Origin of the sequence: Sphingobacterium sp. R2 (genome assembly GCF_040760075.1) — a bacterium.
Classification (GTDB): domain Bacteria; phylum Bacteroidota; class Bacteroidia; order Sphingobacteriales; family Sphingobacteriaceae; genus Sphingobacterium.
In genome coordinates this window covers 4,854,158-4,872,844 of sequence record NZ_CP142884.1, presented here as the reverse complement: position 1 = coordinate 4,872,844, position 18,687 = coordinate 4,854,158, and the positions used below count along the sequence as shown (strand labels likewise).

Sequence of the window (18,687 nt, the reverse complement as noted above, 5' to 3'; positions counted from 1 at the left end):
GGTTCTGTAAGAAGAATCAAGAGGATATTTTTTATATATATTATAACAAGATTAGCTTTTTCAAAATAGAAAATATGCATTAGGTGGATTACGAAGTTGGTTTTGACCGAAAATTATATGTTTTTTGACGGATTTGTATATGATGTTGTACTGAAAAGTCGGCTAAGTTTGAACTATAAATCCAATTATAAATCTAGATAAGGGTGGCAACGATGCAAAGGAAATAACCAAAGTAAACTGTAGTTTACCATCATTTTGTCTTGTCTGACTAGATTGTATTATTTACTGTTTAATTCGTATTTAAATTTATGAAAAACTTAAAGATTGCTTCTTTTTACACCATGTTGAGCGTGATGCCGACATTGCTGTATGCGCAGGAGAAGGTTACAGGACAAGTTTTCAACAAAGCAAACGAGCCTATCGTTGGCGCCAGCGTACTCATTCTTGAGGGGGGGAAAGGTACCTCAACAGACAAATCGGGGAAATTTGAGCTGAATGCTAACAAAGGAACGCTCGTAGTGTCATTTGTTGGATATAAAACTCGTCGAGTTCCATTGGATGGAACAACAAATTTAAAAATCCAGCTTGAGGCAGATGAAAATGTATTGGAGGATGTTGTCGTTGTAGGCTATGGTAAACAGTCCAAGCGTAATATTACGGGGGCGGTAAGCAACATTAAATCGGAGGATATTGTACGTTCATCATCGACAACAACTGCAGGGGCTCTGGCGGGAAAGGTGCAGGGGATCTCAGTGCGCGCCAAAGACGCGCGTCCCGGTCGTGGTGCAGCGATCGAAATCCGAAATATGGGCTCGCCTTTATATGTAATTGATGGGGTTGCTTATGGAGGTCAGGAAGGTACTGATTGGGTTGGTACACAGAATGGCTCCGGAGCAGACATCTTTAACTCGCTAAATCTCGAAGATATTGAGAGTATTTCCATTTTGAAAGATGCCGCGGCAGCGGTATATGGATTCCGTGCTTCTAAAGGTGTTGTATTGATTACGACCAAAAAAGGAGCAAAAGGAGAAAGTGCAAAAATCAATATTAACGGCTACCAAGGCTGGCAAAATTTGACACGTTTTCCCACTATGGCAAACGCGAAACAATACACACGTGGATTGGTTGAGGCCGCACAGAATGAAAACCGCGACCCGAAGACGATTTATACACCCGAGGAGTTAGCAAAATGGCAGGCAGGGACAGAGCCTGGTTACCAAGGCTATGATTACTATGACATGGTGATCCGTAAGAATATTCCACAGCGATACATCAATGCCAATGTAACCGGTGGAAGTGAAAAATCAAATTATTTCCTGTCATTGGGCCACCTCAATCAGGATGCAATGATCAAGGATTTCAATTATAAGCGGACCAATTTCCAGGCCAATATGGAAGCTGAGGTACTCAAAGGACTTACAGTAGGGACGCAGATTTCAGGACGACATGAAGGAACACAGGATGTAGGCTTACCAGGGGGCGATGGATATTTTTCGTCTATTCTGGCCATAATGAAAAATAGACCGACTGTAGGCCCCTATGCAAATGACAATCCGGAGTATATCAATCATACCAATGATTTTCCCTATAATCCGGCGCTCTTTAGCCGCGATATTGCCGGTTATAAGGACAATAAATACCTTGCTGGAAATGTAAATCTCTTTGCAGCCTATAAGACAAATTTTGGTTTGTCGGCAAAAGGAACTGTTTCTTACAATTATACCAACAATAAATTTGAAGGCTTCCAATATACCTATGATGTATATCGGTACGAAAATAATGCCTATAAGCGTACTGGTGGAAGTGATGCTGGCTGGCGTTACGATACCACGAGGGAGATTGTTTCCCGTTTTGCGCAGTTCCAGATCGATTACAACAAGCAGATCGGCGATCACACTTTTGCAGGAATGCTGGGCTATGAGCGTTCAGATTGGGACCGGACATATAAGGCATTGGGCGCAAATCCTTCAAACAATTATATTCCGTTGTTAAGATTGTCGGAGCTCAATAGTTTGGCCGATGAATGGGCTTACGAGGCTCGGGCTGGATATATTGGCCGTATTAACTACAACTACAAGGGCAAGTATCTTTTGGAAGTCCTGGGCCGTTATGATGGGTCCTTTAAATATTATGAAGGTAAACGCTGGGGATTGTTTCCAGGCGCATCGGTAGGTTGGCGTATCTCGGATGAAGGATTCTTTAAACCCTTAAAATCCGTCGTTAGTGACCTTAAAATCCGTGGTTCGATCGGACAAACAGGATTAGAAGAGGGGGTGGGGATGCATGATTACCTTGCCGGATATAATTGGGCGGCTGGAAGTGCTGTCTTAGACGGAGCCTATGTGCCCGGGGTACAGCCCAGAGGTTTGCCAGTTCGTAACCTCTCTTGGGTTAAAAACACCAATTATAACATGGGTATAGATGCGACGCTGCTGAAAAATAAGCTAACATTGACGGCAGATATCTTTAAAATTATCCGTACTGGTTATCCTGGCAAACGATACGATGTCCTATTACCAGCTGAAATCGGTTATGATCTTCCTAATGAAAACCTCGGCAAGAACGGTTATTATGGCGCAGAGGGTATCATTACCTATACCGATAAGATCGGTGAGCTTAATTATACTGTCAGTGGAAACATGACTTATTCACGTTATCGTGACCTAGAAACCTATAAACCCCGTTTCAGTAATTCGTGGAATGAATACCGTAACTCGATCGAAGACCGCTGGGGTGGAGTATGGTGGGGATATCAGGTCGTCGGAAGATTTCAATCAGAAGAAGAGATCCGCAACCATCCGATCAATAATGATGGTCAGAACAATAGGACACAGCTCCCCGGTGATTTAATTTATAAAGATGTGAACGGTGATGGTATTATCAATGCTATGGATCAACGTCCAATCGGGTATCCGACGGGGTGGGCACCGATGATGAGTTTTGGTGGGCACATTGGCCTCGACTGGAAAGGCATCAACTTGAATATTGATCTGGCCGGTGGTGCGATGCAATCTTGGTTTCAGGATTATGAATTACGTAATGCCTTCCACGGTGGGGGGAACTCTCCAGCCTACCTCCTGGAAGACAGATGGCATCGCAAAGATCCTTATGATCCGAATAGCGAGTGGATTCCAGGGCGCTATCCTGCGATTCGTAACGGCAACTCGGGTCCCAATAGTGAAAATAGTGATTTTTGGTTGACCAATGTTCGTTATCTGCGTGTCCGCAACCTGGAGGTTGGATACAATCTGCCAAAGGCATGGATTCAAAAGGTAAAGGCCGAAAAAATACGGTTCTATATCAACGCTTCAAATTTGATTTCGTTTGACAATGTCAAGGACTACCAGATTGATCCTGAGATCGAAGCGAGGGCAGCAGTAGTATATCCACAGCAAAGGGTATTTATGGTTGGATTTAATATGACTTTTTAACATGAAACTACGATTTAAACTTACATATATAGGCATTGCTTTATTTACTTTGTGCTCGTTGAATAGCTGTAAGCATGACGATTGGTTCGATAGGGATTCAAAGTCATTGATTACAGATGCACAGCTTTGGAATGATCCGAAGCTGTTAAATTCACTTGTGGCCAATTATTACGACAGAATGCCGACTTTGCATGGTGTCTTTAATACGGGAGGAATGACTGAGTTGGACGATGCGATGTGGTCGGGACATCGCGATCAAAACTGGCGTAATGATTCCCAATTTGGCGACGACTATGGTCGGTATTGGGATTATGGACTGATTCGTGATCTGAATCTTTCCCTAGAAAATATCGATCAGTTCAGTACACAATTGTCTGATGCACAACGCAAGCAGTATAAAGCCGAAATACGCTTTATCCGCGCCTTTGTTTACTTCGAACTCGTCAAACGCATGGGTGGAGTTCCGATTGTCACTACACAACTTATCTATGATTTTAGCGGTGACCCTACGCCGTTACAGGTGGCGCGTGCCAAAGAACATGAAGTGTACGATTTCATTTATAAAGAACTGGAAGAGATTAAGGATGATCTTGATGCTTTTAAAGACAGCAGGACTCGAGCTAACAGGTATACACTACTGGCGCTGGAAAGCCGTGCGATGCTCTATGCCGGATCGATTGCGAAATACAACAATCTGATGGCCTCACCGATCACGACAGCCGGAGGAGAAATAGGTATTCCGGCTAATATGGCTACGGAGTATTATACCAAGTCGCTGAAAGCTTCCAAGGAACTTATGAGTGGTCCGTTTGCACTATATAACGACAATCCGGACAAAGGGGCCAATTTTTACGATATGCTCAATAAAAAAACTGGTAAAGAAGTCATCTTTGCTAAAGACTTTGCAGTGAGCTTAAAAGTTCACCGTTTTGCCTATGACAATATTGTTAGAAGTTTGACCGAAGATAATGAATCATCATCGACAATTTCGCCTTCATTGAGCTTAGTAGAAAGCTTTAATTACTTAGATGGCAGCAAAGGTACACTTCACGATAAAACTGCTGGAGGAGCTTATATTGCCTATCAAAATATCAGTGATATTTTTGCAAATAAAGATGCCCGTTTATATGGCACAGTGATTTATCCGGGAACGTCTTTCAAAAGCCGCGATGTCAGTATTCAAGCAGGCGTGGCCGTTTGGGAAAATGGCGCTTACCAATTTACGACATCCCCTGTACTGGGAAAAAATTATGAAACTGGAGGTTTATGGACTGGATTTGACGGTCCGCTTTATGATGCACAGGATGTAAGTAATACAGGTTTCTATATTCGGAAATTTGTCAGTGATGCGCCGGCGGCCAGCACACGCGGTACGTCCGCTGCTAACTGGTGGCCATGGTTTCGTCTTGGTGAAATTTATCTCAATGCATCAGAAGCTGCATTTGAGCTAGGGCAAACAGGTGATGCAACAACTTATGTCAATAAACTGCGCGAGCGTGCAGGATTTGCAGCGAATAGTGTTAGTAATCTGACCATGGATATTATCCGTAATGAACGCCGCGTTGAACTTGCTTTCGAAGATCATCGTTACTATGATCTCAAAAGGTGGCGTATGGCACATTTAGTTTGGGACGGATCTGAAAATGATCGCAACGCTGTTGTGTATGGACTTTATGCTTATCGTGTAGTGCGTCCAGGGCATCCAGATGACGGTAAATATATCTATGAGCGGGTAAGACCAGCTCGGTTCAGAAAGGCACGCTTTTTCCGTATGGCTAATTATTATGCTTCCATTAGTCAGGATGTCATTAATAAAAATCCCAAAATTGTTAGAAATCCATTCCATTAATCTACTTGTATCATGAAAATAAATTTTTTAAGCTTATTGGTCGCTTTTGCATGCCTAGTCATTGTGGGATGCGAATATGACAATTTTGAAGCACCCAAGTCAACACTTTCAGGCCGTGTTGTTTACGAAGGCAAAGCGATTGGTGTTCGAAATAATGGACCTCAATTGGAATTATGGCAAGATGGATATCCACTCCGGTCTAAGATAAATGTCTACTTCGATCAGGATGGAACTTTTTCTGCGAGTTTATTTGATGGAACTTACAAATTGGTCCGAATGGGAGATTCTCCTTGGTTACAACAAGCAACAGATACAATCATCGTACAGGTGAAAGGCAATACAACAATAGATCTGCCCGTAACACCTTATTTCACGGTGATAAACGAATCATATCAAAAACATAGTAACAGAATTACTGCTAACTTTACAATTAACAGAATCGTTGGGACGGCAAATTTGGGTGCTGTATGTCTCTACTTAGGGAAATCGGTATTAACGGATCAAGTGCGACAAGAACTTCGGGTAGAGGCTAACTTGGCTAACGTCACTTTTGATCAACCAATAAGTATCGTCGGAGAGTTGCCGGACAATTTGAAAAACCTCGATTATGTGTTTGCTAGAATCGGTGTCAAGTCGACAGTGTCCGGAGAATACTATTATACTGCAGTTCAAAAGATACCTTTAAAATAGGTGCTGATGATAGGTCAGATCGTGATTACGAAGCCATGGGATAAATTCCCATGGCATTTAGAGGTACAAAAATACAGAGACGCACAATAGGTTAATGCTTATATATTCAACTAAACTTTCATGAAAAAAAACAAAATTTCAATCTTAGTTATCTTATTTTTTATACATGCTGCATGCGGTGTTTTTGCACAGACTTATCGGGGCGGCCCAGCAGAAAAAGATTTTGCGGGTTACCTCTTCGCTTATTTTAAAGGGAACGCTGTAGCTGATGAGGCTGTGTGTTTTGCCATTAGCACTGATGGCTATACGTATCGAGCTCTAAACGATAATCAACCCATCTTAGATTCAAAGCTTATTAGCAAAACTGGTGGTGTACGAGACCCACATATTCTTCGTTGCCACGATGGAAAAACATTTTATATGGTACTGACTGACATGACTTCCTCCAAAGGCTGGGATTCCAACCGCGGAATGGTCTTGTTAAAGTCCCAAGACCTCGTGCATTGGTCGCATCAAATAATCGATATTCAGCAGCGCTTTAAAGGCCAGGAAGCCTTGAAAAGGGTTTGGGCACCACAGACAATATTTGATCCTTCGGTAGGGAAATATATGGTGTATTGGTCTATGCAATATGGAAACGATCCCGATATCATTTATTACGCTTACGCAAATAAGGAATTTACCGATTTTGAGTCCGATCCAAAAGTACTTTTTCTGCCGAAAAACGGTAAATCTTGTATTGACGGCGATATTATTGAAAAGAATGGTCTCTTCTACCTCTTTTACAAAACCGAAGGACATGGCAATGGTATCAAACTGGCGATAACAGATTCACTTACGTCAGGAAGATGGATTGAACAGCCAGGATATAAACAGCAGACAAACGATGCTGTGGAAGGATCTAGTGTCTTTAAGATCAATCAGTCAGATAAATACATCCTGATGTATGATGTATATGGCAAAGGAAAATATCAATTTTGTATCTCTGATGATTTGGATCGTTTTAAAGTGATTGATCATGAAATTGATATGGATTTCCATCCAAGACATGGTACCATTATCCCTGTTTCCAGGCAAGAACTGCTTGATCTGACTAGCAAATGGGGGAAACCAAAAGACATTCAATTCACTTTTAGAAAGAATCCGGTTTTGGATGGTTTTTATGCCGATCCAGATGTACTTTATTCCAATAAAACCAAAAAATACTACATTTACCCGACAAGCGATGGTTTTGACGGTTGGGGCGGCTATTATTTTAAGACCTTTTCGTCCCCAGACCTCAGCAAGTGGAAAGACGAGGGGGTGATTTTGGACTTGAAAAAAGATGTTGCCTGGGGCCCTAGAAATGCCTGGGCGCCAACGATTACAGAAAAGAAAGTTAAGAACGACTATAAATACTATTATTATTTCACGGCGGCGCAAAAGATAGGCGTTGCGGTAGCAGATTTGCCGACAGGGCCTTTTAAGGATTCGGGAAGGCCATTGATAGATTTTAAACCTGAAGGTGTAAAAGGTGGTCAGGAGATAGATCCCGCAGCGTTTAACGATCCAAAATCTGGTAAAAGCTATTTATATTGGGGAAATGGCTATCTAGCGGTAGCTGAGCTCAACAAGGATATGGTTAGCATCAAGAAAAACACGCTAAAAGTCATAACTCCCGATAAGACGTTTCGCGAAGGTGCATATGTAGTCTACCGTAAAGGTCGCTATTATTTCTTTTGGTCAGAAGACGATACTCGGAGTGAAAATTATCGGGTACGTTATGGAACCGCCTCTTCCCCCGATGGGCCAATCACTGTTCCCGAAAATAATCTAGTCTTACAAAAAGATCCCGCAAAGGGGATATATGGAACTGGACATAATTCTATTCTGCAGATTCCAGGGAAAGATGAATGGTATATTGTTTACCATCGTTTTAATTATCCCAAGGGTATCGATATGGGTGACGCTGCAGGATTTAATCGCGAGGTGTGTATGGATCGGTTGTATTTTGACGATGAGGGCCATGTAATACCAGTAGTTCCCACACTTTAATCACTAAACCTAATGTAAATATAAATAAAATGAAAAGAATAATAAGAAAGTTGGCTGTCTTAGCAATCTCCAGTTATATAGGTCTCCATACCCTATATGCACAGCCGGGGTTTGGCATCGCCGAACGTGTAAACTCAGACTGGCGCTTCCATTTGGGAGATATGGAGATAAAAGCGGGAACGGAAATGGATCGCGCTGGATGGCAGCAGGTGAGTTTGCCGCATGATTGGAGTGTGAAATACCCGTTAAGTCCTAATTTAGCCAGCGCAACAGGATATTTGCCCGGCGGCATAGGATGGTACCGAAAACAATTGACGATACCCGCAGAAGATCAGGGTAAAAAGATTTTTATCTATTTTGAGGGAGTGTACAACCGAAGTGAAGTTTTTGTCAATGGTAAATCTGTTGGCAAAAGGCCCAATGGTTATGTGTCCTTTTCTTACGATATTACGCCATACATTGAATTTGGCAAAGAAAATACCATAGCCGTTAGGGTAGACCATAGCCAAAGCGCCGATTCGCGGTGGTATACAGGGTCTGGGATCTATCGGGATGTATGGATTGTTAAGGCCAATCCGATGCATATCGACCAATGGGGCGTGTACGCCTATCCAGAAATAAAAGGTGAAAAGGGAATTTTAAATACCGAAGTAACTGTGGTCAATAGCGCTTCCGCATCTTCTGCAATTGCAGTCGAGCAGCAGTTGGTTGACATGACAGGGCGTATTGTCGCAAAAAAAACACAGAAAGTACAAATCGGAGCCAGTGATAAGGCAACCGTACAACAGCAGTTGACCGTGTCGAACCCCAAACTATGGAGTTTGGATCAACCCCAACAATATACTTTACGGACAATTGTGACGCAAAATGGCCAGCAGATCGATCAGTCGGAGGTGAAGACCGGTTTCAGAGCATTCACGTTCGATGCGAACAAAGGGTTTGCTTTAAATGGAGAGTGGATGAAGGTAAAAGGAGTGTGTTTGCACCACGACGCAGGCGTATTGGGCGCTGAAGTGTATCCAGAAGTATGGCGTCGACGTCTCCTAACCTTAAAATCACTGGGAGTCAATGCTATTCGTACAAGCCATAATCCGCAGGCATCTTCGTTGTATGCACTATGTGACGAGCTTGGTCTTTTGGTGATGGACGAAGCGTTTGACGAATGGGAATTTCCAAAAAGAAAATGGTTGCAGGGGTGGAATTTTGGTACGCCCGGCTTTCAAGGATCATACGATTTTTTTGAATCTTGGGGAGAGCAGGATCTTGCCGACATGGTCAAAAGAGATCGGAATCACCTTTCAATTTTTGCGTGGAGTATAGGCAATGAAGTGGATTATCCAAATGATCCTTATTCACATCCTATTCTTAACGGAGAAAAGAAAGAGGGTGGCTTTACACAAGCTTCGTATGGGGGCTACAAAAAGGATGCACCCGATGCGATGCGGTTGGGTGATATTGCCAAACGCTTGGTCGCGGTTGTAAAAAAATACGATAAAAGTAGAGCGGTTACGGCAGGGCTTGCAGGTGTAGCAATGTCTAACGAAACCGCCTATCCAGGTGCACTTGACATCGCTGGATACAATTATACAGAAAGCCGCTATCAACTGGATCACAAACGCTTTCCCGAACGCGTCATTTTCGGCAGCGAAAATAGGCATGATCTTTCTGCTTGGTTAGCAGTACGTGACAATGCGCATATTTTTGGTCAATTTCTATGGACTGGGATCGATTATCTCGGCGAATCTGGACGTTGGCCTTCCCGTGGATTCTATTCAGGACTGCTAGATTTTGCGGGATTTGTCAAACCGAGAGGTTATTATCGCCAATCGCTGTGGTCGGACAAACCCATGGCTTACTTAGGTACTTATCCATTGAAGGGAGGGGCAGGAGCAACCGATGTGTGGTCGGCATTGGAGTCGGAGGAAGGACAGCGAAAGAATGAAGCCCCTTCTATGGACGCTTGGCCAATTTGGAATTATCAAGAGGGACAACAAATTCGCGTCGTTTGCTACACCAATAGTGCGCAGGCACGATTAGAACTCAATGGTAAGCTTGTTGGCGAAGAAAAGAAATATGATGAGAAAACAGGTATTATCTTTTGGGATATTCCCTATACTTCGGGCAAATTGGAAGTTGTGGGTTTCGACAATCATAAAAAGGAGATCATCCGTCATGCAATACAGTCAACTCAACGGCCAACGGCGATTCATGCCACCGTACTAGGAGAGCAAGACATAAAATCGGGCGCAATCATTCAAATTGCCTTACAGTTGGTAGATGCCAACGATGATCCCGTAATACTATCAGAAGATGAAATAACCTGCGACCTCATTGGAAATGCACGATTGCTGGGAATGGAAGCAGGAAATAATGCCGACATGGGCGATTATACAGATAACAAACAGCGGGTATATCATGGTAAAATGATTGCTTATGTTCAAGCATTGGGTCAATCTGGCGATAAAGTCGATATAAGGTTCACATCACCGTGGTTAAAAACGGCAACTATACAGTGTCTGATAAAATAAGGATATAATAAATAACTAGAAATGTGAATTTGAGCTATTTTAATTAGCTTTTCAAATCTTAAATAAAAAGAGAGCATTGGAAATTTTTCCAATGCTCTTTTTATTTAACCTGAATTGATAAATGGACTTCGTTATAAAATAGCGTAATATGATAATATTAAATAAAAAAAATTATTAAATACTTTTTTTATTGTAAATTTTATTATTAATTTAGCTTCACTATAAATCTAAAGACTGACTCAATTATATCCATGCGTTTAATCATATGCCTTTTATGTGTCGTTGGTACAATGTTGGCCAAAGGACAAGAGCTTTATACGTTACAGTCTGCTCATCTTTTTGGAGTAGATTCCGGCTACGTCTATATACCAAAGATGAAGCCGGACAACCGTGCCTTACCTGTTGTATATGTGCTGCACAGTCATGGGGCAAATTATAAAAGTCTTTCAAAATTTTTCGATTTTCAGGCATTGAGCGATCAATATGGCTTTGTGGTGGTATGCCCTGACGGTCTTCGGACGAGCTGGTTCTTAGACAGTCCACAAAAAGGCGGAGCACAATTTGGTCGGTTCCTGACAGGGGAATTAATGCCTTACATACAGGGCAAATATCATACGGATCGGGACAACTCATTTATTACGGGTGTGAGTATGGGGGGGCATGGTGCACTTTGGCTCTTTTTTAACTATCCATCATTTTTTAAAAGTGCTGGTAGCAGTTCGGGAGTTGTCAATCTGAGACATTCGGCTTTCAAGAAGACAAGTCTAGCCCAACATTTAGGTCAATACAGCGATCAAAATCCATTATTCGATCGTTTTAGTGTCATCCATAATGTCCATAAGATCGCTGGGAGTGAAAAGACATTTATTTTTGATTGTGGTACTGAAGATTATCTATATGGGGCCAATAAGTCCCTTCGGGATAGTTGTGATGTACTCAAGATCAAAGCGACTTATATTGCGCAACCCGGCGCTCATACCTCTGGCTACTGGGCCAAAACCATTCCGGTTCATTTCGCTTATTTTAATCGTCTGATCCATTAATCGATAACCTATATGTTTCATTCACCTTATACTGATCCTTTAGTCCGACAACAAAATAATGTATCTCTGGTCCTTAAACCGGTATTTGGTGCGTATTTTTTAAATTATTTACTGCAATTAACTTCATATGAATTGGTTTAAATCTTTTTTTTCTATTTTATTGATTTCTGTCACACTCTCCTCGCAGGGGCAGGCTGTTGCTTCATACGATGTCTTGATTGTGGGAGGGGGAGCAAGTGGTGTTTCTGCGGCTTTGCAAGCTGCCCGTTTGGGAAGTAAGGTCCTTATGGTGGAAGAGACAAGCTGGTTGGGTGGTATGCTCACTGCCGCTGGGGTCTCCGCTATTGATGGTAACCATCGTATGCCTTCGGGAATATGGGGCGAATTTAGGGCAGAACTTTATGCTTATTATGGTGGTCCAAAGGCAGTGGAAACAGGCTGGGTAAGCAATACGCTATTTGAGCCTTCGGTCGGTAATCGCTTGTTAAAAAAGATGGTTGGAGCCGAAAAAAATATTGCCGTTTGGTATAAAAGTACCCTCTTAGACCTGAAAAAACAGCCTAAAGGCTGGACCGTTGCCATTGAACAGGAAGGGAAAAAGAAAACCGTAAACGCTTCTATTCTAGTCGATGCGACGGAATTGGGGGATCTCTTGCCGCGTGCGGGTGTTGCTTACAGCATCGGTATGGATAGCCGCTACGATACGAAAGAAGAATTTGCTCCCGAAAAGGCCAATTCAATAATTCAAGACCTTACTTATGTCGCTATCCTGAAAGACTATGGTGCCGATCCAAAGAGATTGCTAAAGAAACCTCAAGGTTATGATCCTAAAGAGTTTGAACATGCCTGTGATGTTAAAGATCCTGCTTCACACAGCAATACGCCTATCATCAATTGTGATCAAATGATTACCTATGGCAAATTGCCAAATGGAAAATACATGATAAACTGGCCTAAAGACGGAAATGATATCTACCTGAATATTATCGAGATGTCGCCAAAGGCGAGGGCGGTGGAATTGCAAAAGGCGAAAGATCATACCTTACGATTTGTATATCATCTTCAAAGTCAGCTGGGTTTTAAAAACTTGGGGCTTGCCGATGATGAATATGATACGGCCGATAAACTTCCCTTTATTGCTTATCATCGCGAGTCTAGACGTGCTAAAGGCTTGGTGCAGCTTACATTGCCTTATGTGCAGAGTCCTTATCAGCAGGAGCTGCCTTTGTACCGCACAGGTGGGATAGTAGGCGATTATACCATCGATCATCATCACCTGAAGAACCCGGATGCACCCAAAATTGATTTTGTTAAGATTCGGGTACCATCCTACAATGTACCCCTTGGAAGTTTGATTCCTGAGAAAATAGCGGATTTTATTGTTGCTGAAAAAAGCATCAGTGTGAGCAATATTGTGGCTGGGGCCACCCGCCTTCAGCCAGTTGTATTGGGTATTGGTCAAGCTGCTGGAGTGCTGGCGGCGCTGTCTGCAAAACAAGGTGTTACGCCCAAAGATCTTTCATTAAGGGAGGTCCAGCAAGTACTTTTGGACCATCATGCCTATCTCATGCCCTTTATCGATGTTGATCCAAAAGATAGTCGTTTTCAGGCAATCCAACGTGTTGGAGCAACCGGGATTCTTAAAGGAAAAGGGGTGCCCTACAAATGGGCCAATCAGACTTGGTTCTATCCCGAACACCGCATAAGCGAAGTAGACCTGATCGTCGGTATGCGTAGTTATTATCCATCGGCCGATAAAGTCGCTGGCTCGGGTGCCGATGTCACAGCAGAATTTTTTGCGGCTCTATTGCTCCAGGTCGACCCCACTTTGAATAAAGATAAAATCTGGTCCGTCATTGCAGCAAAAGAAAATCAAGTGTTAACACGGGCTCAAGTGGCGGTTGTGTTGGATCATATCCTAAAGCCGTTTGAACGGCCGGTGGATTTTACCGGCCAATTTATAGCAACAAAAAATTGATTTCCGAACGCATAGAAAAACGAGATGATACCAATTTTACCAAATTCTACAACGACTCCACAGCAGCGAAACGATAGTTTGGATGTTCTGCGGGGAATTGCTATCCTTTTAATGGTGCTTTCATCGAGCATTTCATTTGGAAACCTTCCTGCTTGGATGTACCATGCACAGGTGCCCCCGCCCAAACATGTATTTGATCCCAGTATAGCAGGTATAACCTGGGTAGATCTGGTTTTTCCGATTTTCCTTTTTACGATGGGGGCGGCCATCCCATTGGCTATGCGGAAAAAAGTGGCTAACCTAAACGCTTTGCCTATCGCGGGTACAATTTTTAAGCGTTTTGTTGCTTTATTCTTTTTCGCCTTATTTTCTTTTTATATGCGCGCTTGGGTTATGAGTGGAGAGCCTGCTGCGTCACAGTATATCTTGTCAATCGTGGGGTTTGTCCTGCTCTTTACACTCTATGCCGATTTAAAGTCGTATTTACCGATGCGGACCGCGAGACTTGTTCACATAGTGGCCCTGTTGCTATCTGTAGGGATGCTATATCTGTTGTATGCACAAACGGATAGATTTACCCTCCAGAAGACAGATATTATTATTCTGGTACTGGCCAATATGGCTTTGTTTGGAACGCTGTGGTGGTGGCTGACGGCAAAATCCATCTGGTTACGTATGGCGATTTTACCATTTATTATGGGCGTTTTTTTGGGATCCAAAGAAGTCGGTAGTATCAACGAATTTATCTACAAACTCAGCCCTGCGACTTGGCTTTATCAATTTTATTACCTCAAATACCTCTTTATTATCCTTCCGGCTACAGTTGTCGGCGAGTGGATTATTGCTGATACGTCGTTGGCCGACAAACCCAGGATGCAGCGGTCTCAACTGGCATTACAAGGCTTGCTCTGTGCACTTCTAATTGGGCTGAATGTCTTCAATCTATACATGCGCTATCTCGATATCAATATGGGAGTTACCCTGATGTTGATCTTTTCGCTATGCTTCTGTTCAGGTGTTTTTCGGAAGGCCGAAGTACTGACACTGCAGGCAAAAATGGCTGTGCTCGGAAGCTATCTGCTTTTTTTAGGACTGATCTTCGAAGCGTATGAGGGGGGGATAAAAAAGGATTATTCCACATACAGCTATTATTTTGTCTGTACGGGCTTAGCCTGTTATGCGCTAACAATGCTGTGTTGTATCGAGAAACTTGCTTTTGGAAAATCGCTGTTTCGAGGTATAGCACTGGTTGGTAGAAATCCGATGGTCGCCTATACCGCAGGAAATCTATTGTTGATCCCACTATTGGCGCTTACGGGACTACAGAGCGCTCTTGATCAGATGGGGGCACAGGGTGTTTTTGGGGGAGTGATGCGCGGTGTATTATTCACTGGAATCGTGGCGCTGTTGACGATCTTCAGCAGCCGGTTAAAACTTTATTGGAAGTCATAAAATGAATGAATTATTAGAACAAACGGTGGAGCTTCGCAAAGGGCGTAAGGCACTTCCGCCTATTTTTTGGATCTCCACAACGTGGTTTGCCATGGGGCTACCTTTTGTTGCCCTTTCGGGTGCGAGCTCCATTATGTATAAAAATTTGGGGGTATCGGACGCACAGATTGCTTTTTGGACCTCATTGATTATGCTGCCCTGGACAATAAAACCCTTATGGGGCCCTTTTTTGGAGCTGTATAAGACCAAGAAATTTTTTGTCTATACCACGCAGATACTCACGGGGCTACTCTTTGGTCTGCTTGGTCTTACGCTACAGTTGGATCATTTCTTTAGCTTCTCCATTGCCTTATTGACACTGATCGCATTCAGTGGCTCCACACATGATACCGCAGCCGACGGGGTATATTTGAATGAACTGAATGCAAAACAACAGGCAAAATATGTCGGCTGGCAAGGTGCCTTCTATAATGTGGCCAAAGTTTTTTCTGGCGGCGTACTCGTTTATTTGGCGGGGCAATTGGAGCAGGAAATCGGCATTAAATCCGCGTGGATGGTGGTGATGTTTGCTTATGGATTTATTATGTTGGGGATAGGACTGTACAGCATACGTGCTTTACCTGCTCACGATGAAGCCCCCAAATCCACTTCTTTAAAGGAGGGAACGGATACGCTTAAAGACGTTATCATAACTTTTTTTCAGAAAAAGAATATTTGGTTTAGTTTGCTTTTTATTGTCTTTTATCGTTTTGCTGAAGGGCAGGCCATTAAGATCACCCCCTTATTTTTTAAAGCGCAACGTACCGAAGGTGGCCTTGGCCTGAGTACTTCGGAAATTGGATTGCTTTATGGTGTATTTGGTGCCATAGCTTTTGTGTTGGGGTCGATTGTCGCAGGGCACTTTGTATCCAAAAAGGGCTTAGACCGGAGGACACTTATGATCCTTTGTGCCTTCTTTAATGTTCCATTTGTAGCTTATGCATTTCTTGCCATCACATTGCCGACGAACCTTTATCTCATAGCTGCTGCTGTCGCCATCGAGTACTTTGGATATGGTTTTGGCTTTATCGGAATTATTCTTTTTATCATGCAAAATATTGCCCCAGGCAAATATAAGATGGCACACTACGCTTTCGGAAGTGGACTTGTTAATCTGGGGTTTATGATTCCTTCGATGATCAGCGGCTGGCTGAGTGATCATTTGGGCTATAAAGAATTTTTTATCTGGGTGTTGATTTCTACTATTCCAGCCTTTTTGGTTTCCTGGTGGGTGCCATTGCGAAAACCCGAAAAAGAGCATACCGACGAAAATAATTAATGCATATGAACAGACTTTCTTATAGGAACTGGAAGGCCCTATTGTTGCCTTTTTTTTACCGGCATTGACTTTAGCGCAATCAAAGGGTATTGATTCTACGTTTGATAATCAGCATTATCGCGCAAGGCTTGAGTTTTTTAAAGCGATGCCCAATCAGAAGGACGAAATCGTTTTCCTTGGCAATAGCATTACCGAAGGTGGAAAATGGCAAGAAATCCTCCAGCGGAAGCATGTGATCAATCGTGGGATTAGCGGCGATGTGACTTACGGTATTTTAGCACGACTAGACGAGATATTAGCGTCCAGACCACGAAAAATATTTCTGCTCTGTGGGGTGAACGACATGAAAAGAGGAATACCACTTTCCATTATTTCAACGAATATAGAGCGGATAATAAAGCAGGTTAAAAAGCAGTCGCCAAATACAGCGCTTTTTGTGCAGGGACTTCTACCTGTGAATGAATCTTTACTGCCAAAAATCTATGAAGAGGTTCGGAATGACAAGATCGTGCTATTGAACAAAGCTTTGAAAGAATTGTGTACGGCACATCAAGTTCGTTTTGTAGACTTACAGCCGATATTGGTAGATGGTAAAGGGGAACTAAAAGCTGAGCTAACAATTGATGGCTTACATCTGAAGCAAGCCACCTATTTAATTTGGGCCAATTATTTAAAACAGCAAAAACTATTATGAGATCATTGGAATTTTTTAAGCGGTATCGTGTTTTCCAAGGTTGCTTCCTCATTGGAATATGTCTATTGGTATTTTCCCAGTCCCTCTCAGCTCAGGAGACTAAAATAGATAGCAGTTACGCCAACTGGTATTATCAACAACGAATGGCCTATTTCGAACAAAGTCCAACAATTAAAGGAGCAATCGTGTTTTTGGGAAATAGTATTACTGAACGGGCAGAATGGCAGGAATTGCTTGCAGATTCAAGATATCCTGTACTGAACAGGGGGATAGGCGGAGATAATTCGTTTGGGATTCTTGCGCGTATAGATGAGGTGTTGCGCGGACGTCCACGGGCAATTTTTCTGATGGATGGCATTAATGACCAATTCCGAAAGCTTCCGCAGGAAGTGTCGGTCAATAACTACAAGCGTATCATTAAACGAATAAAAAAGATCTCACCAAAGACCCTTATCTATCTTCAGAGTGCTTTACCGATCAATGAAGAACGAACAAAAGAGCCTTATACAAAAGGTAGAAATGTGTTGGTTCCGATCTTAAATGAAAAACTAAGACAGCTTGCAGCAGATGAAAATATCCCATTTGTTGATCTCTGCCCACTTTTTCAGGACAATGAGGGAAAACTTAACGCAATTTACTCAGCTGATGGTGTGCATCTGATACCCAGTGCCTATATAAAATGGGTACAATTATTAAAAGAAAAGAAATATTTATGAGAATTACAGGAACATTTATTGACGAGATTTCCCACGATATTCCGCACCAGAATTGGGGTCCGGAAGAGTGGGATCGGGATTTTGCATATATGAAGGCAATTGGTATAGACACTGTTATTATGATTCGCAGTGGCTATCGTAAATTTATAACCTATCCATCGGCTTATCTGATGGACAAATATGGCTGTTTTAAACCATCGTTGGATCTTGTAGAGCTTTATCTGCAGCTTGCAGACAAGTACGACATGAAATTCTATTTTGGACTTTATGACAGCGGTATTTATTGGGATACAGGAGATCTGAGTCACGAAATCGATGCCAATCAATATGTAATTGAAGAGGTTTGGGCTAAATATGGGCATTATAAAAGCTTCGGTGGATGGTATATCAGTACGGAAATCAGCCGTAAAACGAAAGGGGCTGTTCATGCTTTTCGTACACTTGGGTTACAGTGCAAGGCCGTCAGTGGGGGCTTGCCGACATTTATATCGCCCTGGATTGATGGGAAAAAAGCTGTGCTTGCCGCTTCTCCCGAGCTTAGTAAAGCCGATGCAGTTTCGGTATTGGAACACGAACGGGAATGGGGCGAAATTTTTGAAGGTATACAAGGAGCTGTCGATGCAGTGGCCTTTCAGGATGGACACATTGATTACGATGAGCTTCCCGATTTCTTTGAGGTCAATAAGAAATTGGCTGATAAATATGGTATGGCCTGTTGGACGAATGCCGAATCTTTTGACCGGGATATGCCGATCAAATTTTTGCCGATCAAGTTTGATAAACTAAGACTAAAACTTGAGGCTGCAGCAAAGGCGGGTTATGATAAGGCTATTACTTTCGAATTTGCTCACTTTATGAGTCCACAGTCCGCTTATTTACAGGCAGGACACCTTTACAATCGGTATCGGGAATATGCCTTGAACCACAATTGGTGATAGGGATCGCGTGTTTACA

The 18,687-nt window shown here is 42.6% G+C and carries 12 protein-coding genes; all 12 read left to right on the top strand.

Annotated features, from left to right (window positions below; genetic code table 11):
* Positions 1-308: 308 nt before the first annotated feature.
* The 12 genes from VXM68_RS20525 to VXM68_RS20470 all read left to right on the top strand — a co-directional run bounded on the left by VXM68_RS20525 (position 309) and on the right by VXM68_RS20470 (position 18,668).
* Positions 309-3,431: a TonB-dependent receptor gene (locus VXM68_RS20525; protein ID WP_294182886.1), complete on the top strand. Its 3,123-nt coding sequence runs from the start codon at positions 309-311 to the stop codon at positions 3,429-3,431.
* 1 nt (position 3,432) lies between these two features.
* Positions 3,433-5,280: a RagB/SusD family nutrient uptake outer membrane protein gene (locus VXM68_RS20520; protein ID WP_367209846.1), complete on the top strand. Its 1,848-nt coding sequence runs from the start codon at positions 3,433-3,435 to the stop codon at positions 5,278-5,280.
* Positions 5,281-5,292: 12 nt separating this feature from the next.
* Positions 5,293-5,970: a DUF3823 domain-containing protein gene (locus tag VXM68_RS20515; RefSeq protein ID WP_294182882.1), complete on the top strand. Its 678-nt coding sequence runs from the start codon at positions 5,293-5,295 to the stop codon at positions 5,968-5,970.
* Positions 5,971-6,090: 120 nt separating this feature from the next.
* Complete coding sequence (locus VXM68_RS20510; RefSeq protein WP_367209845.1) at positions 6,091-8,004, top strand: family 43 glycosylhydrolase; 1,914 nt, start codon at positions 6,091-6,093, stop codon at positions 8,002-8,004.
* A gap of 29 nt (positions 8,005-8,033) precedes the next feature.
* Positions 8,034-10,532 (top strand): sugar-binding domain-containing protein, encoded by a 2,499-nt coding sequence (locus VXM68_RS20505; protein WP_367209844.1) that lies wholly within the window; start codon positions 8,034-8,036, stop codon positions 10,530-10,532.
* A 251-nt stretch (positions 10,533-10,783) separates the two neighbouring features.
* Positions 10,784-11,575, top strand: coding sequence for an alpha/beta hydrolase (locus VXM68_RS20500; RefSeq protein WP_367209843.1), 792 nt, complete (start codon positions 10,784-10,786; stop codon positions 11,573-11,575).
* A 127-nt stretch (positions 11,576-11,702) separates the two neighbouring features.
* A complete protein-coding gene (locus VXM68_RS20495) occupies positions 11,703-13,553 on the top strand; it encodes an FAD-dependent oxidoreductase (protein ID WP_367209842.1) in 1,851 nt (616 codons plus the stop codon).
* Positions 13,554-13,577: 24 nt separating this feature from the next.
* Complete coding sequence (locus VXM68_RS20490; RefSeq protein WP_367209841.1) at positions 13,578-15,005, top strand: DUF5009 domain-containing protein; 1,428 nt, start codon at positions 13,578-13,580, stop codon at positions 15,003-15,005.
* 1 nt (position 15,006) lies between these two features.
* The gene (locus tag VXM68_RS20485; protein WP_294182872.1) at positions 15,007-16,323 is read left to right on the top strand and encodes an MFS transporter; all 1,317 of its coding nucleotides are present in this window, start codon (positions 15,007-15,009) and stop codon (positions 16,321-16,323) included.
* 145 nt (positions 16,324-16,468) lie between these two features.
* Positions 16,469-17,017 (top strand): GDSL-type esterase/lipase family protein, encoded by a 549-nt coding sequence (locus VXM68_RS20480; RefSeq protein WP_367209840.1) that lies wholly within the window; start codon positions 16,469-16,471, stop codon positions 17,015-17,017.
* Positions 17,014-17,733 carry a GDSL-type esterase/lipase family protein gene (locus VXM68_RS20475; RefSeq protein ID WP_294182868.1) on the top strand — a complete coding sequence of 240 codons (720 nt, stop codon included), beginning with the start codon at positions 17,014-17,016 and terminating at the stop codon, positions 17,731-17,733. Before VXM68_RS20480 ends, VXM68_RS20475 begins: the two co-directional genes overlap by 4 nt.
* Entirely contained in the window at positions 17,730-18,668 is a 939-nt protein-coding gene (locus VXM68_RS20470; RefSeq protein ID WP_294182866.1) for a DUF4434 domain-containing protein, read from the top strand. Before VXM68_RS20475 ends, VXM68_RS20470 begins: the two co-directional genes overlap by 4 nt.
* Positions 18,669-18,687: the final 19 nt, after the last annotated feature.

Bases quoted from the DNA above. Each gene is read 5' to 3' on its own strand.
- VXM68_RS20525 (WP_294182886.1), top strand. From the start codon at position 309: ATGAAAAACTTAAAGATTGCTTCTTTTTACACCATGTTGAGCGTGATG.
- VXM68_RS20520 (WP_367209846.1), top strand. From the start codon at position 3,433: ATGAAACTACGATTTAAACTTACATATATAGGCATTGCTTTATTTACT.
- VXM68_RS20515 (WP_294182882.1), top strand. From the start codon at position 5,293: ATGAAAATAAATTTTTTAAGCTTATTGGTCGCTTTTGCATGCCTAGTC.
- VXM68_RS20510 (WP_367209845.1), top strand. From the start codon at position 6,091: ATGAAAAAAAACAAAATTTCAATCTTAGTTATCTTATTTTTTATACAT.
- VXM68_RS20505 (WP_367209844.1), top strand. From the start codon at position 8,034: ATGAAAAGAATAATAAGAAAGTTGGCTGTCTTAGCAATCTCCAGTTAT.
- VXM68_RS20500 (WP_367209843.1), top strand. From the start codon at position 10,784: ATGCGTTTAATCATATGCCTTTTATGTGTCGTTGGTACAATGTTGGCC.
- VXM68_RS20495 (WP_367209842.1), top strand. From the start codon at position 11,703: ATGAATTGGTTTAAATCTTTTTTTTCTATTTTATTGATTTCTGTCACA.
- VXM68_RS20490 (WP_367209841.1), top strand. From the start codon at position 13,578: ATGATACCAATTTTACCAAATTCTACAACGACTCCACAGCAGCGAAAC.
- VXM68_RS20485 (WP_294182872.1), top strand. From the start codon at position 15,007: ATGAATGAATTATTAGAACAAACGGTGGAGCTTCGCAAAGGGCGTAAG.
- VXM68_RS20480 (WP_367209840.1), top strand. From the start codon at position 16,469: ATGCCCAATCAGAAGGACGAAATCGTTTTCCTTGGCAATAGCATTACC.
- VXM68_RS20475 (WP_294182868.1), top strand. From the start codon at position 17,014: ATGAGATCATTGGAATTTTTTAAGCGGTATCGTGTTTTCCAAGGTTGC.
- VXM68_RS20470 (WP_294182866.1), top strand. From the start codon at position 17,730: ATGAGAATTACAGGAACATTTATTGACGAGATTTCCCACGATATTCCG.